Annotated in this window: 15 protein-coding genes; 14 read left to right on the top strand and 1 reads right to left on the bottom strand. The window is 73.6% G+C overall.

All coding sequences use genetic code 11. The annotated features are described in order from the left end of the window. Positions 1-95: 95 nt before the first annotated feature. From AC5L3C_RS14590 to AC5L3C_RS14545, 10 genes are all read left to right on the top strand, one after another. The gene (locus AC5L3C_RS14590; protein WP_493649380.1) at positions 96-899 is read left to right on the top strand and encodes a hypothetical protein; all 804 of its coding nucleotides are present in this window, start codon (positions 96-98) and stop codon (positions 897-899) included. Positions 900-985: 86 nt separating this feature from the next. Beyond that, positions 986-2,833, top strand: a complete 1,848-nt coding sequence (gene glmS / locus AC5L3C_RS14585) for a glutamine--fructose-6-phosphate transaminase (isomerizing) (protein ID WP_493649379.1) — start codon at positions 986-988, stop codon at positions 2,831-2,833. Positions 2,834-2,890: 57 nt separating this feature from the next. Beyond that, complete coding sequence (locus AC5L3C_RS14580) at positions 2,891-3,424, top strand: DUF3515 family protein (RefSeq protein WP_240661185.1); 534 nt, start codon at positions 2,891-2,893, stop codon at positions 3,422-3,424. Positions 3,425-3,458: 34 nt separating this feature from the next. Beyond that, positions 3,459-3,830, top strand: coding sequence for a holo-ACP synthase (locus tag AC5L3C_RS14575; RefSeq protein ID WP_125504707.1), 372 nt, complete (start codon positions 3,459-3,461; stop codon positions 3,828-3,830). 223 nt (positions 3,831-4,053) lie between these two features. Continuing rightward, entirely contained in the window at positions 4,054-4,890 is an 837-nt protein-coding gene (locus tag AC5L3C_RS14570) for an RNA polymerase sigma factor SigF (RefSeq protein ID WP_493653881.1), read from the top strand. 125 nt (positions 4,891-5,015) lie between these two features. Beyond that, positions 5,016-6,449 carry an NAD(P)H-hydrate dehydratase gene (locus AC5L3C_RS14565; protein ID WP_493649378.1) on the top strand — a complete coding sequence of 478 codons (1,434 nt, stop codon included), beginning with the start codon at positions 5,016-5,018 and terminating at the stop codon, positions 6,447-6,449. A gap of 132 nt (positions 6,450-6,581) precedes the next feature. After that, entirely contained in the window at positions 6,582-7,748 is a 1,167-nt protein-coding gene (gene alr, locus AC5L3C_RS14560; RefSeq protein WP_493649377.1) for an alanine racemase, read from the top strand. After that, positions 7,745-8,971, top strand: coding sequence for an alpha/beta fold hydrolase (locus AC5L3C_RS14555; RefSeq protein WP_493649376.1), 1,227 nt, complete (start codon positions 7,745-7,747; stop codon positions 8,969-8,971). The genes alr and AC5L3C_RS14555 overlap by 4 nt, the downstream gene beginning before the upstream one ends. Beyond that, on the top strand, positions 8,943-9,470 hold the full coding sequence (gene tsaE, locus AC5L3C_RS14550; protein ID WP_493649375.1) for a tRNA (adenosine(37)-N6)-threonylcarbamoyltransferase complex ATPase subunit type 1 TsaE: 528 nt from the start codon (positions 8,943-8,945) through the stop codon (positions 9,468-9,470). The genes AC5L3C_RS14555 and tsaE overlap by 29 nt, the downstream gene beginning before the upstream one ends. Positions 9,471-9,631: 161 nt before the next feature. Beyond that, a complete protein-coding gene (locus AC5L3C_RS14545; RefSeq protein ID WP_493649374.1) occupies positions 9,632-9,805 on the top strand; it encodes a hypothetical protein in 174 nt (57 codons plus the stop codon). A gap of 11 nt (positions 9,806-9,816) precedes the next feature. Here AC5L3C_RS14545 and AC5L3C_RS14540 read toward each other — a convergent pair whose 3' ends face one another. Beyond that, entirely contained in the window at positions 9,817-10,362 is a 546-nt protein-coding gene (locus AC5L3C_RS14540) for a hypothetical protein (protein ID WP_493649373.1), read from the bottom strand. A gap of 118 nt (positions 10,363-10,480) precedes the next feature. Between AC5L3C_RS14540 and tsaB the strand changes: the two genes are divergently transcribed. Genes tsaB through AC5L3C_RS14520 form a run of 4 tightly spaced genes read left to right on the top strand, consistent with a single transcriptional unit; the run spans position 10,481 to position 13,044 of the window. Beyond that, the gene (gene tsaB / locus AC5L3C_RS14535) at positions 10,481-11,134 is read left to right on the top strand and encodes a tRNA (adenosine(37)-N6)-threonylcarbamoyltransferase complex dimerization subunit type 1 TsaB (RefSeq protein ID WP_493649372.1); all 654 of its coding nucleotides are present in this window, start codon (positions 10,481-10,483) and stop codon (positions 11,132-11,134) included. Then, entirely contained in the window at positions 11,131-11,694 is a 564-nt protein-coding gene (rimI, locus tag AC5L3C_RS14530; protein WP_493649371.1) for a ribosomal protein S18-alanine N-acetyltransferase, read from the top strand. The genes tsaB and rimI overlap by 4 nt, the downstream gene beginning before the upstream one ends. Next, the gene (gene tsaD / locus AC5L3C_RS14525; RefSeq protein WP_493649370.1) at positions 11,687-12,784 is read left to right on the top strand and encodes a tRNA (adenosine(37)-N6)-threonylcarbamoyltransferase complex transferase subunit TsaD; all 1,098 of its coding nucleotides are present in this window, start codon (positions 11,687-11,689) and stop codon (positions 12,782-12,784) included. Before rimI ends, tsaD begins: the two co-directional genes overlap by 8 nt. Next, the gene (locus AC5L3C_RS14520) at positions 12,781-13,044 is read left to right on the top strand and encodes a hypothetical protein (protein ID WP_493649369.1); all 264 of its coding nucleotides are present in this window, start codon (positions 12,781-12,783) and stop codon (positions 13,042-13,044) included. The genes tsaD and AC5L3C_RS14520 overlap by 4 nt, the downstream gene beginning before the upstream one ends. Positions 13,045-13,154 lie beyond the last annotated feature (110 nt).

Genomic DNA, 13,154 nt, shown 5'->3' with positions numbered 1-13,154 from the left:
CACGGTCGGGTATCGGGGCGATGGTTATCGATCATGTGTGCGAGTGCCGTCTGTACGGTATCGGCATTAGTGAAGATCGAGGAAAGAGTACTGACGTGACATCGACCGCCGTCCGCCGCACCGCCCTCGTGGCCTCGGCCGCCGCGCTGGCCCTGCTCGCCACAGCCTGCGGGGGATCGTCCGACGACGACGGCGGCGGCACGGCCGGTGGCGAACCGGCGGGGACGGAGCGGTCCGCGTCGGCGGACGCGTCCGCCGGGACCGGCGACGCGCTGACCGCCGCCGAGTTGGAGAAGGTGGCGCTCGCCCAGGCCGACGTGGAGAACGGCAAGGTCGTCACCAAGGTCCCGGCGGATGACGACGTCGCGAAGGACGAGATCCGGACCGACGACGAGGCCTGTCTGCCGCTCGTCCACGCCCAGGCCGCGGTGGCCCAGGGCGAAGCGGCGGCGGATGTGAAGCGTTCCTGGACCGGCCAGGACGAGTCGCCCTCCGCGAGCGCGGGTCCGGACGGTCAGGACATGATCGAGATCCAGGTGAACAAGATCCTGCTGAACGTCGCCTCCTACGCGGACGGCGGTGCCGAGCAGGCGCTGAAGGGGCTGAACGCGGCCGCCGAGAAGTGCGCCGGCGGTTTCACCGCGACGGTGGGCAGCGACGAGATGCGGATCGCGAAGGTCACCACGTCCGACGCTCCCGAGGGCGGGGACGAGGCGTTCGCCGCCACGCTCGGCGTGACCACCGGCGCGGACTCCAGCGCGCCCATGAAGGTCGTCGTGGTCCGCAAGGGCTCCACGCTCGCCTCCTTCAGCGTCGTCAACCTCTCCTCCATGGTGACCGGCGAGGACTTCGAGGTTCCCGCGGCCGTGGTCGACGCGCAGGTGGCCAAGCTCGGCTGACCTCGCCCGCGCGCACCGGTGGGAATTTCCGATTTCGGGCACGCAGCGGCCATTTTCGGCGCCTGACGGATCGTAGGCTGCCGGGCATGTGCGGAATCGTGGGATATGTGGGGCCGCAGTCGGCGCTGGACGTCGTGACGGCCGGACTGAAGCGACTGGAGTACCGGGGCTACGACTCGGCGGGCGTCGCCGTGCAGGCCGACGGCGGGCTGGCCACGGCGAAGAAGGCCGGAAAGCTGGTCAACCTGGAGAAGGAGCTGGCCGACCGGCCGCTGCCGGCCGGGACGACCGGGATCGGACACACCCGCTGGGCGACGCACGGCGGTCCGACCGACGCCAACGCCCATCCGCACATCGACAACGCGGGCCGGGTCGCCGTCGTCCACAACGGCATCATCGAGAACTTCGCCGCCCTGCGCGAGGAACTGGCCGAGCGCGGACACGAGTTGCGCTCCGAGACCGACACCGAGGTCGTGGCCCATCTGCTCGCCGAGGAGTTCTCCTCCTGCGCCGACCTCGCCGAGGCGATGCGGCTGGTGTGCCGGCGGCTGGAGGGCGCCTTCACCCTGGTCGCCGTGCACGCCGACGAGCCGGACGTGGTCGTCGGCGCGCGCCGCAACTCGCCGCTGGTGGTGGGCGTGGGGCAGGGGGAGGCGTTCCTCGCCTCCGACGTGGCCGCGTTCATCGCGCACACCCGCGACGCGATCGAACTGGGCCAGGACCAGGTCGTCGAGCTGCGCCGGGACGCGGTGACGGTCACCGACTTCGACGGCGGCACGGCCGACGTCCGCGCGTACCACGTCGACTGGGACGCCTCCGCCGCCGAGAAGGGCGGCTACGCCTCCTTCATGCTCAAGGAGATCGCCGAGCAGCCGAAGGCGGTCGCCGACACCCTGCTGGGCCGCATCGACGGATCGGGCGCGCTGACCCTGGACGAGGTCCGGATCCCGGCGGGGGTGCTGCGCGAGGTCGACAAGGTCGTCATCGTCGCCTGCGGTACGGCCTTCCACGCGGGGCTGATCGCCAAGTACGCCATCGAGCACTGGACGCGGATCCCCTGCGAGGTGGAACTGGCGAGCGAGTTCCGCTACCGGGACCCGATCCTCGACCAGCAGACCCTCGTCGTCGCCGTCTCGCAGTCGGGCGAGACCATGGACACGCTGATGGCGCTCAGGCACGCCCGCGAGCAGGGCGCCCACGTGCTGGCGATCTGCAACACCAACGGCTCCACCATCCCGCGCGAGTCGGACGCGGTGCTGTACACGCACGCCGGGCCGGAGGTCGCGGTCGCCTCGACCAAGGCGTTCCTGACCCAGCTGGTCGCCTGCTATCTGGTCGCGCTGTACCTGGGCCAGGTGCGCGGCACCCAGTGGGCCGACGAGATCCGCGCGGTGGTGCGGGACCTGTCCTCGATCTCCGGTGCGGTGGACCGGGTCCTGGGCACGATGGAGCCGGTACGGGAGCTGGCCCGGTCGCTGGCGGACAAGGGCACGGTGCTGTTCCTGGGCCGGCACGTGGGCTACCCGGTGGCGCTGGAAGGAGCGCTGAAACTGAAGGAGCTCGCCTACATGCACGCGGAGGGCTTCGCTGCGGGCGAGCTGAAGCACGGGCCGATCGCGCTGGTCGAGGACGATCTGCCGGTGGTGGTCGTCGTCCCCTCGCCGCGGGGCCGGTCCGTGCTCCACGACAAGATCGTCTCCAACATCCAGGAGATCCGGGCGCGCGGGGCGCGCACGATCGTCATCGCCGAGGAGGGTGACGAGGCCGTGGTGCCGTACGCGGATCATCTGGTGCGGATCCCGGTCACCCCGACGCTGCTCCAGCCGCTGGTGGCGACGGTGCCGTTGCAGGTCTTCGCCTGCGAGCTGGCGACGGCCCGGGGCAACGAGGTGGACCAGCCGCGCAACCTGGCGAAGTCGGTGACGGTGGAGTAGGCGTCCGGGCGGGGGGCGGGTGCACGGCCGCGGGTCCGGGTGGTGAAGTATGGAGCCGTGGAACAGGCGGAACAGGAAGCATCCCGGGAACCGCGGCTGCGGACGCTGCGCAGGGCGCTCACCCCGATGCGGGTGGCGGTCGGCGGGCTCTCCGCGGCGGCTCTGGTCGCCGGTCTCCTGGTCGTGGACTCCCACCGGATCGACTCCGCGCCGCGCGGCGGCGACCCGGAGTGCTCCGAGGTCGTGGACCGGCTGCCCGAGAAGGCCGGCGGCCGGTCGCGGGACTGGGCCCTCGGGGACGGTGTCGCCTCCTGGGGCGACCGCTCCCTGGTGCTGCGCTGCGGAGTCGCCGAGCTCCAGCCCAATGTGAACCTGTGTGTGACGGCCGACGGCATCGACTGGGTGCTCGACGAGGACCGGCTGAAGGCGGACGGGGTGAGCGTGCTCACCACCTACGGGCGCTCCCCGGCGGTGGAGGTCACCTACGACGGCCCGCGGCAGGAGGTCGGCGGCATCCTCGTCGATCTGAACGGTTCCGTGGAGCCGATCGCGCAGCAGCGCAAATGCGTCGGGGTCGGCGACATCCTGTAAGGGGTTCCCCGCGCGCCAGCCGTAGGGTGCCCGTATGAGCATCATCGGAGTCGGGATCGACGTGGCCGAGGTTGAGCGCTTCGCCGCGTCCCTGGAGCGGACGCCCGGACTGGCCCGGCGCCTCTTCCTGGAGAGCGAACTGCTGCTGCCCAGCGGTGAGCAGCGCGGTGTCGCCTCCCTCGCCGCGCGGTTCGCCGCCAAGGAGGCCCTGGCCAAGGCGCTCGGCGCGCCCGCGGGGCTGTACTGGACCGACGCCGAGGTGTGGTGCGAGGACAGCGGGCGGCCACGGCTGCGGGTCACGGGCACCGTCGCCGCCCGCGCGGCCGAACTCGGCGTACGGTCCTGGCACGTGTCGCTCAGTCATGACGCCGGGGTGGCCTCGGCGGTCGTCGTCGCGGAAGGGTGAGACCGTTGTCCGCCTTCCCCGGAGTCGGGGTCGATGTGCCGGTTTGGGGTGATGTGTTCCTCGTCGTGGCCGCCGTCCTCACCATCGGTTTCACCCTCGTACGACTGGCGCGGCGCCGCCGTCGGTGATTGCGGTGCGTGTATCGGCCGAACGGGGGTACACGCGGGGAGCCGGTGCCCGGAGCGGGGCCGATTCACGAGGAGGGGTGACTGTGACGTCGACGATGGCGCGGACCGACCGAGCTCTGAGCGTGACCGAGCTGCCGGAGGTCGCCGAACCCGGCCAGGTCGCGCCGCAGGACGCACGAGAGCTGTCCAAGCAGTTCTTCCGCCGGCTGACCGAGCTGGAAGAGGGCACGCACGAGTACCAGTACGCGCGCAACACGCTGATCGAGATGAACATGTCCCTCGTCCGCTACGCGGCGGGCCGGTTCCGCAGCCGCGGTCCCGAGGAGATGGAGGACATCGTCCAGGTCGGCATGATCGGGCTGATCAAGGCGATCGACCGGTTCGAGCTCTCCCGCGAGGTGGAGTTCACCTCCTTCGCGATCCCCTACATCGTCGGCGAGATCAAGCGGTTCTTCCGGGACACCTCGTGGTCCGTGCATGTGCCGCGGCGGCTCCAGGAGGCCCGGGTGCAGCTCGCCCGCGCCACCGAGGAACTGCGCAGCCGGCTGGGCCGTACCCCCACGACCGCCGAGCTCGCGCAGCTGATGTGCCTGAGCGAGAAGGAGGTCGACGAGGCCCGGGTCGCCTCCAACGGCTACAACTCCGCGTCCCTGGACGCCGCCATCGGCAGCGAGCCGGACGGCGAGAGCGTGCTCGCGGACTTCATCGGCACCGAGGACGCCGCGCTGGAACTGGTCGAGGACTTCCACGCGCTCGCCCCGATGATCGCCGACCTCGACGAGCGCGAACGCAAGATCGTCCACTGGCGGTTCGTGGAGGAGCTGACGCAGGCGGAGATCGGTGAGCGGCTGGGCTGCTCCCAGATGCACGTGTCGCGTCTGCTCTCCCGCACCCTGAAGCGGCTGCGGGCGGGGATGCTCAGCACGACCTGAGGCGACGGGCGGGACAGGCGTGCGGGGTGCGGCTCCCAGAGCCGCACCCCGCACGCATGCCGGGGACCCGACAGGCCCCCGTGCGCTGCCGGTTCCGGGCCTGCCCGTGCGGGAAACTCGGACGCATGCGTACTGCGTACAGCGTGGAGACGGTCAGGGCGGCGGAGCGGGAACTGATGGCGCGGCTGCCGGAGGGGGCGCTGATGCTACGCGCCGCCGCCGGACTCGCCGCGGCCTGCGCGGAGGTGCTGGGGCGGGTCTACGGCAGCCGGGTCGTGCTGCTGGTCGGCAGCGGGGACAACGGAGGTGACGCCCTGTACGCCGGCGCCCGGCTGGCCCGGCGCGGCGCGGGGGTGAGCGCGGTGCTGCTCGCCCCGGAGCGGGCGCACGCCGGCGGGCTCGCGGCACTGCGCCGCGCCGGGGGCCGGGTGACCGGGGCGAGCGGGGCCGAAGGACTCGTCGAACGGGCGGATCTCGTCGTCGACGGCATCGTCGGGATCGGCGGCACGGGCGGGCTGCGCCCTCAGGCCGTGCCGCTCGCCGAGGCCGCCGAACGGGGCCGGGCGGCCGTGGTCGCCGTCGATCTGCCCAGCGGGATCGAGGCCGACAGCGGCGAGGTGCGCGGCCGGGCGGTCCGCGCGGATCTCACGGTGACCTTCGGCACGCACAAGCCGGGGCTCCTCGTCGACCCGGCGCGGGAGCACGCCGGGTCGGTGCGGCTGGTCGACATCGGCCTGTCGCTGCCGCCGGAGCCGGAGCTGGAGGCGCTGCAACACGCGGACGTCGCCCGGCTGCTGCCGGTGCCGGGCGCCGAGAGCGACAAGTACCGGCGGGGCGTGGTCGGCGTCGCCGCCGGGTCCGGCCGCTATCCGGGGGCCGCGGTGCTCGCGGTGGCGGGCGCGCTGCGGGGCGGTGCGGGAGCCGTACGGTACGTCGGCCCGGCCGGGCAGGACGTGATCGCACGCTTCCCCGAGACCCTCGTGTCGGACCGGGGGCCCAAGCACGCGGGCCGGGTCCAGGCATGGGTGACCGGCCCCGGCGCCGGGGACGACGCGGCGACGGTCGCGGAGGTGCTCACGGCGGACGTGCCCGTGCTGATCGACGCGGACGGGCTGCGGCTGGCGGACGTGGCGGCCGTACGGGCACGGCGTGCGCCGACGCTGATGACCCCGCACGCGGGGGAGGCCGCCGCGCTGCTCGGCGTGGAGCGGGAGGAGGTCGAGAGCCGGCGGCTGTCGGCGGTGCGGGAGCTGGCGGAGCGGTACCGGGCGACAGTGCTGCTCAAGGGGTCGACGACCCTGGTGGCGGCCGCGGGCGGGGGACCCGTACGGGTGAATCCGACGGGGACGCCGTGGCTGGCCACGGCGGGCAGCGGGGACGTGCTGTCGGGCCTCGGCGGGTCGCTGCTGGCGGCGGGCCTGTCGACGGTGGACGCGGGGAGTGTGGCGGCGTATCTGCACGGGCTGGCGGGGCGGCTGGAGGCGGACGGGGCGCCGGTGGGGGCGCAGGACGTGGCCTCGGGGATCGTGCGGGCGTGGCGAAGTGTGGTGCGGGGGTGAGGGGTTGACGGGCGGCGGGTCCTCCCGCCCCGTCGCCCCTTCCGGCCCCGGCCTCCGGGGGCGCTGCCCCGGCAGCCCCGCTCTTCGAGCGCCGGCGGGGCCGACCGGCGGGGCTCTGAGACACTGGGGCCGATGAACGAGACAGTGCGGGCCCGTGCCGAGATCGACCTGGCCGCCCTGCGGGCCAATGCGCGGGCCCTGCGGGAGCGGGCGTCCGGTGCCGCCCTCATGGCCGTCGTCAAGGCCGACGGCTACGGGCACGGCGCCGCCGCGTGCGCCCGGGCGGCCGTCGAGGCCGGCGCCGCCTGGCTGGGCACCGCCACCCCGCAGGAGGCGCTCGCGCTGCGCGCGCCCGGCGCCGGGCTGCCGGACGACGTACGGATCCTGTGCTGGCTGTGGACGCCCGGGGGGCCCTGGCGGGAGGCGATCGAGGCCGGGATCGACGTGTCGCTCAGCGGCCGGTGGGCCCTGGACGAGGTCACCCGCGCGGCGCGGCAGGCGGGGCGGCCCGCGCGGGTGCAGCTCAAGGCCGACACCGGCCTGGGGCGCGGCGGCTGCCTGCCCGCCGACTGGGTGGAGCTGGTCGTGGGCGCCCTGCGCGCCGAGGCCGAGGGGCTGCTGAGGATCACCGGTCTGTGGTCCCACTTCGCCTGCGCCGACCAGCCGGGCCACCCCTCCGTCCCCGCCCAGCTGGACCGCTTCCGGGAGATGGTGGCGTACGCGGAGCGGCAGGGCGTCGACCCCGAGGTGCGCCACATCGCCAACTCGCCCGCCACGCTGGCTCTCCCGGAGAGCCACTTCGACCTCGTCCGCCCCGGCATCGCCCTGTACGGCGTCTCGCCCAGCCCCGAGATCGGCACCTCCGCAGACTTCGGACTGCGCCCCGTGATGACCCTCGCCGCCTCGCTGGCGCTGGTGAAGCGCGTCCCCGGCGGCCACGGTGTCAGCTACGGCCACCACTACGTCACCCCCGGCGCGACCACCCTCGGCCTGATCCCGCTCGGCTACGCCGACGGCATCCCGCGCCACGCCTCCTCCACCGGCCCGGTCCTCGTGGAGGGCAAGTGGCGCACGGTCGCGGGGCGGGTGGCCATGGACCAGTTCGTCGTCGACCTGGGCGGCGACGACCCGGGTCCGGGCGCCGAGGCCGTCCTCTTCGGCCCCGGCGACCGCGGCGAGCCCACCGCCGAGGACTGGGCACAGGCGGCCGGAACCATCGCGTACGAGATCGTCACGCGGATCGGAACCCGCGTTCCGCGCGTCTATACCGACGACGCACACGAGGGGAGCGGTAGGTGAGCGAGACCATAGCGGGGGCGGCGGCCGCCGCGGCCGAGGCGTCCCGCGGCGGCTGGCGCCGGGCCACCGGTGTCGCCGGCATCGCGCTGGGCGTGCTCGCCACCGGGGCCGCCGCGGGCGTCGCGATAGAGCGGATGACCGTTGGCCGGGGCATGCGGAAGAAGGCCAGGCTCGCCCTCGACTCCGCCGGGCCGTACGGCTCGCTGCGCGGCACCCCCGGCAGGGCGTACGCCGACGACGGCACGGAGCTGTACTACGAGGTCGACGACGCCGACCCGGACGCGGAGGCCTCGCCCGCGCGCCGCCGCCGGCTGTTCGGCCGCCGGGAGCCGGGCCCGGTCACCGTCGTCTTCAGCCACGGCTACTGCCTCAACCAGGACTCCTGGCACTTCCAGCGGGCCGCGCTGCGGGGCGTCGTCCGGACCGTGTACTGGGACCAGCGCAGCCACGGCCGTTCGGCGCGGGGCGCGGCGCAGACGGAGAGCGGCGAGCCGGTCACCATCGAGCAGCTGGGACGCGACCTGAAGGCCGTCATCGACGCGGCGGCCCCCGAGGGGCCCCTCGTGCTGGTCGGTCACTCCATGGGCGGGATGACGATGATGGCCCTCGCCGACCAGTACCCGGAGCTGATCCGGGACCGGTGCGTGGGGATCGCCCTGGTCGGTACGTCGTCGGGGCGGCTCGGCGAGGTCAACTTCGGGCTGCCGATGGCCGGCGTCAACGCGGTGCGGCGGGTGCTGCCCGGTGTGCTCAAGGCGCTGGGGCAGCGGGCCGAGCTGGTGGAGAAGGGGCGGCAGGCCACCGCGGACCTGTTCGCCGGGATCATCAAGCGGTACTCGTTCGCGTCCCGGGACGTGGACCCGGCCGTGGCGCGGTTCGCCGAGCGGATGATCGAGGGCACGCCGATCGACGTGGTCGCCGAGTTCTACCCGGCGTTCAACGAGCACGACAAGGCCGAGGTCCTCGCCCACCTCGCCGGACGGCCGGTGCTGGTGCTGGCCGGGGTGGACGACCTGGTCACGCCCAGCGAGCACAGCGAGGAGATCGCCGGTCTGCTCCCCGACGCCGAGCTGGTGCTGGTGCCGGACGCCGGGCACCTGGTGATGCTGGAGCACCCCGAGCAGGTCACCGACCGTCTCGCCGACCTGCTCGCCCGCGTGGGCGCGGTGCCCGCTGCGGCTACGGTGGGTGGTTATGGAAGCAGCACCGCAGAACCCGGCTGAACCGCCGCAGGCCGCGCCCTCCGTCGAGCTGACGGTCACCTCTCCCGAGCAGATGCGCGAACTGGGGCGCAGGCTCGCCAAACTGCTGCGGGCGGGTGACCTCCTGCTGCTCTCCGGTGAACTCGGCGCGGGCAAGACGACGCTGACCCGGGGGCTGGGCGAAGGGCTCGGCGTGCGGGGCGCGGTCACCTCGCCGACGTTCGTGATCGCCCGGGTGCATCCGTCGCTGGGGGACGGGCCGCCGTTGGTCCACGTCGACGCCTACCGGCTCTCCGGCGGGCTGGACGAGATGGAGGACCTGGATCTCGACGTCTCGCTGCCGGAGTCGGTGATCGCCGTGGAGTGGGGCGAGGGCAAGGTCGAGGAGCTGACCGACGACCGCCTCCAGATCGCCATCCACCGGGCGGTCGGCGACACCACGGACGAGGTGCGGCACGTGACGGTGACCGGTGTGGGCGAGCGCTGGGCGGGGACCGGACTGAGCGCGCTGTCGGCCTGACGGGTGTCCTCCGCCGGGCCGGGCGGCGGGGACCGTCGCGCCCGTGTTTCCGACATGGCGTCGGCAAACTGTTGCGTTCGGGGTGTCCGGCGTGGTCACATGGTATCCCGTTCGTAGTTAGGTCTACCTAACTTCGTCCGCCCGGCCCACAGGAGGCGTCCATGCCGGCCCCTCAGAACTCCCGTGAGTCCACGCCGCGGCCGCAGTCGCTTCCCGGGGTGCCCATGCGTGACCTGCTCGCGGCGTGCGCCGCGGCCGCCGTGGTCTCCACCCCGCCCCGCGCCCCCGAGCCGCCGCGGGCCGAGCAGGTGCGCGAGCGCCGCGAGGCGGCCTGACCTCCCGCCCCTCACGGCACGACGACGACCGTCCGCCCGATCGTGGCGAACTTCCACATCGCCGCGCCGTCCGCGCGCGTCTCACGGATGCCGCCCGTCCGCTCCGCGGGGTCGAGCGCCGGGGCCGAACCGTCCAGGGCCGCGCTGAACCCGATCGCCGTGCCCTCGACGTCGGTGAACCGCACGACGTGCTCGACCGGGACGCCGTCCGATCCGGTGACCTCCCCGGACCGCGAGGTGACGTGGTAGGTGCCCGGCGCCGGGTCCACCGTGCTGGGGCTGACCCCGAACGTGCGCCGTACCCTGCCCCCTTCGTCCACCAGCCACACCCGGTCGGCGTCCAGGGAGTACACCACCCGCTTGCCCGTCCCCGACCGGGCGGGCAGCGCCGTGCGGGGATCGTGGTGCGGGGCCTCGCGCACGGCGCCCGCGGCACCGGCCGCCGCGCGGCGCAGCTCGGGCGGGACGCTCACCGCGGCCTGGTGGCCCAGGTAGCCGATCGTCGCGAGGGCCGCCGCGGTCAGCCCCGCGACGATCATCGAACTGGCGCCCGCCACCGCCGTCACCTCTGTCCCGCTGTGCTCCGTTATGTACGTTCGTGGACGGACGGTAGCAGTCCGTGACCGTCCGGCCCGTGCGGCCGTGGCCGGGGCGCGGGAGCCGTAGGCTGTTTGCGTGCTCTTGCTCGCTCTGGATACCGCCACCCCAGCCGTCACCGTCGCGCTGCACGACGGCGACGACGTCATCGCCTCGTCGAGCCAGGTGGACGCCCGCCGCCACGGCGAGCTGCTGCTCCCGGCGATCGACCGGGTCCTCACCGAGGCAGGTCTGCGGCTGGACGCCGTCACCGGCATCGTCGTCGGCATCGGACCCGGCCCCTACACGGGACTGCGGGTCGGCCTGATGACCGCGGACACCTTCGGGCTCGCGCTCGGTGTGCCCGTGCACGGTGTGTGCACGCTGGACGGCCTCGCCTACGCATCCGACCTGGAGGGCCCCTTCGTCGTGGCGACCGACGCCCGCCGCAAGGAGGTCTACTGGGCGCGCTACGCCGACTTCCGCACCCGCCTCACCGACCCCGCCGTGGACCGGCCGGCCGACATCGCCGGACAGGTCGCGGGGCTGCCCGCGGTCGGCGCCGGCGCGCTGCTGTACCCCGACACCTTCCCCAAAGCGCACGAGCCGGAGCACGTGACCGCGGCCGCCCTGGCCGGGCTGGCCGTGGAGCGGCTCGCGGCCGGCGCGGAGCTGCCCGCGCCCCGGCCGCTGTATCTGCGCCGGCCCGACGCCCAGGTCCCCAAGAACTACAAGGTGGTCACCCCCAAGTGACGGGAACCGACACTGCCGTGCTGCGCGAGATGCGCTGGTGGGACATCGACGCCGTGCTGGAGCTGGAGCGGGACCTGTTCCCCGAGGACGCCTGGTCGCGCGGGATGTTCTGGTCCGAGCTGGCCCATGCCCGCGGGCCGGGGGCGACCCGGCGCTACGTCGTCGCCCAGGAGGGCGGGCGGATCGTCGGCTACGCGGGGCTCACCACCTCCGGCGCGGAGTCCGACGACGGCTCCACCGCCGGTGCCGACATCCAGACCATCGCCGTCACCCGGGACCACTGGGGCACCGGCCTCGGCTCGCGGCTGCTGACCGAACTGCTGCGGGCGGCGACCGAGTTCGAGTGCACCGAAGTGATGCTGGAGTGCCGGGTCGACAACGTCCGCGCCCAGAAGCTCTACGAGCGCTTCGGCTTCGAGATCATCGGGCTCAGACGCGGCTACTACCAGCCGGGGAACGTGGACGCCCTGGTGATGCGGCTGACCGACCCGTCCACCCCCGCGAACCCGGCGAGCCCCGTCGACGGCGACGGCGTACAAGGAACCGAGATCCATGGCTGACGAACCTCTGGTACTGGGGATCGAAACCTCCTGCGACGAGACCGGCGTCGGCATCGTGCGCGGCACCACCCTGCTGGCGGACGCGGTCGCCTCCAGCGTCGACGAGCACGCCCGCTTCGGGGGCGTGGTCCCGGAGGTGGCGAGCCGCGCCCATCTGGAGGCGATGGTCCCCACCATCGACCGCGCGCTGAAGGAGGCGGGCGTCAGCGCCCGCGACCTCGACGGCATCGCCGTCACCGCCGGCCCCGGACTCGCCGGCGCGCTGCTGGTCGGCGTCTCGGCCGCCAAGGCGTACGCCTACGCCCTCGGCAAGCCCCTGTACGGCGTGAACCACCTCGCCTCCCACATCTGCGTCGACCAGCTGGAGCACGGGTCCCTGCCCGAGCCGACGATGGCCCTGCTGGTCTCGGGCGGCCACTCCTCGCTGCTGCTCTCCTCGGACATCACCTCCGACGTCCGCCCGCTCGGCGCGACCATCGACGACGCGGCCGGCGAGGCCTTCGACAAGATCGCCCGGGTACTGAACCTCGGCTTCCCCGGCGGTCCGGTCATCGACCGCTACGCCCGTGAGGGCGACCCGGACGCGATCGCGTTCCCGCGCGGACTGACCGGCCCGCGCGACCCGGCCTACGACTTCTCCTTCTCCGGGCTGAAGACGGCCGTGGCCCGCTGGATCGAGGCCAGGCGGGCGGCGGGCGAGGAGGTGCCGGTGCGCGACGTGTCGGCGTCCTTCCAGGAGGCGGTCGTGGACGTCCTCACCCGCAAGGCCGTGCGGGCCTGCAAGGACGAGGGGGTCGACCATCTGATGATCGGCGGCGGGGTCGCGGCCAACTCCCGGCTGCGCGTCCTGGCCCAGGAGCGCTGCGAGGCGGCGGGCATTCGGCTGCGGGTGCCGCGCCCCAAGCTGTGCACGGACAACGGCGCGATGGTCGCCGCCCTGGGCGCGGAGATGGTCGCCCGGGGCCGCCCGGCCTCCGACTGGGACCTGTCGGCCGACTCCTCCCTGCCGGTGACCGAGACCCACGTACCGGGCAGCGCGCACCCGCACGCCCACGCGCACGAAACCGCGGGGGAGAACCTGTACTCATGACGGTCGCGCTGATGTGGGAGGCGCGGGCGGTCCCCGGCGGCGGCCCCGCGCTGCTCGCCTGGGCCGGGGAACGGGTCCGCGACCTCCCCGGACGCCCCCTGCGTCGCGAGACCCTCCGCGGCCCGCAGGACCGCGTCCTGGTCATCACCTGGTGGGACGCCCCCTACGACGCGGACCTGCCCGAACTCCCGGAACCGGCCGGGGAGCTGATCACCCGTCCCGTGCACCGGTGGCGGTTCGAGTCGCTGGGGAGCGACTGAATCCGGGCGGTCGTCACCGGGCGGAGGCTCGGCTCTGGCGTGATCGTATCCGAATCTTTCGATTTGGTTGACGAATGTTTAGAGAAACAGTCGGCTTCCGAGGTCTTCGT

This window comes from Streptomyces speibonae (assembly GCF_984686075.1).
The sequence above is the reverse complement of the archived record's forward strand: the minus strand, read 5'-3'. Positions and strand labels throughout refer to the sequence as shown.

Coding starts and splice junctions, on each gene's coding strand:
- glmS (WP_493649379.1), top strand. CDS start 986: ATGTGCGGAATCGTGGGATATGTGGGGCCGCAGTCGGCGCTGGACGTC.
- AC5L3C_RS14575 (WP_125504707.1), top strand. CDS start 3,459: ATGAGCATCATCGGAGTCGGGATCGACGTGGCCGAGGTTGAGCGCTTC.
- AC5L3C_RS14570 (WP_493653881.1), top strand. CDS start 4,054: ATGGCGCGGACCGACCGAGCTCTGAGCGTGACCGAGCTGCCGGAGGTC.
- AC5L3C_RS14565 (WP_493649378.1), top strand. CDS start 5,016: ATGCGTACTGCGTACAGCGTGGAGACGGTCAGGGCGGCGGAGCGGGAA.
- alr (WP_493649377.1), top strand. CDS start 6,582: ATGAACGAGACAGTGCGGGCCCGTGCCGAGATCGACCTGGCCGCCCTG.
- tsaE (WP_493649375.1), top strand. CDS start 8,943: ATGGAAGCAGCACCGCAGAACCCGGCTGAACCGCCGCAGGCCGCGCCC.
- AC5L3C_RS14545 (WP_493649374.1), top strand. CDS start 9,632: ATGCCGGCCCCTCAGAACTCCCGTGAGTCCACGCCGCGGCCGCAGTCG.
- tsaD (WP_493649370.1), top strand. CDS start 11,687: ATGGCTGACGAACCTCTGGTACTGGGGATCGAAACCTCCTGCGACGAG.
- AC5L3C_RS14520 (WP_493649369.1), top strand. CDS start 12,781: ATGACGGTCGCGCTGATGTGGGAGGCGCGGGCGGTCCCCGGCGGCGGC.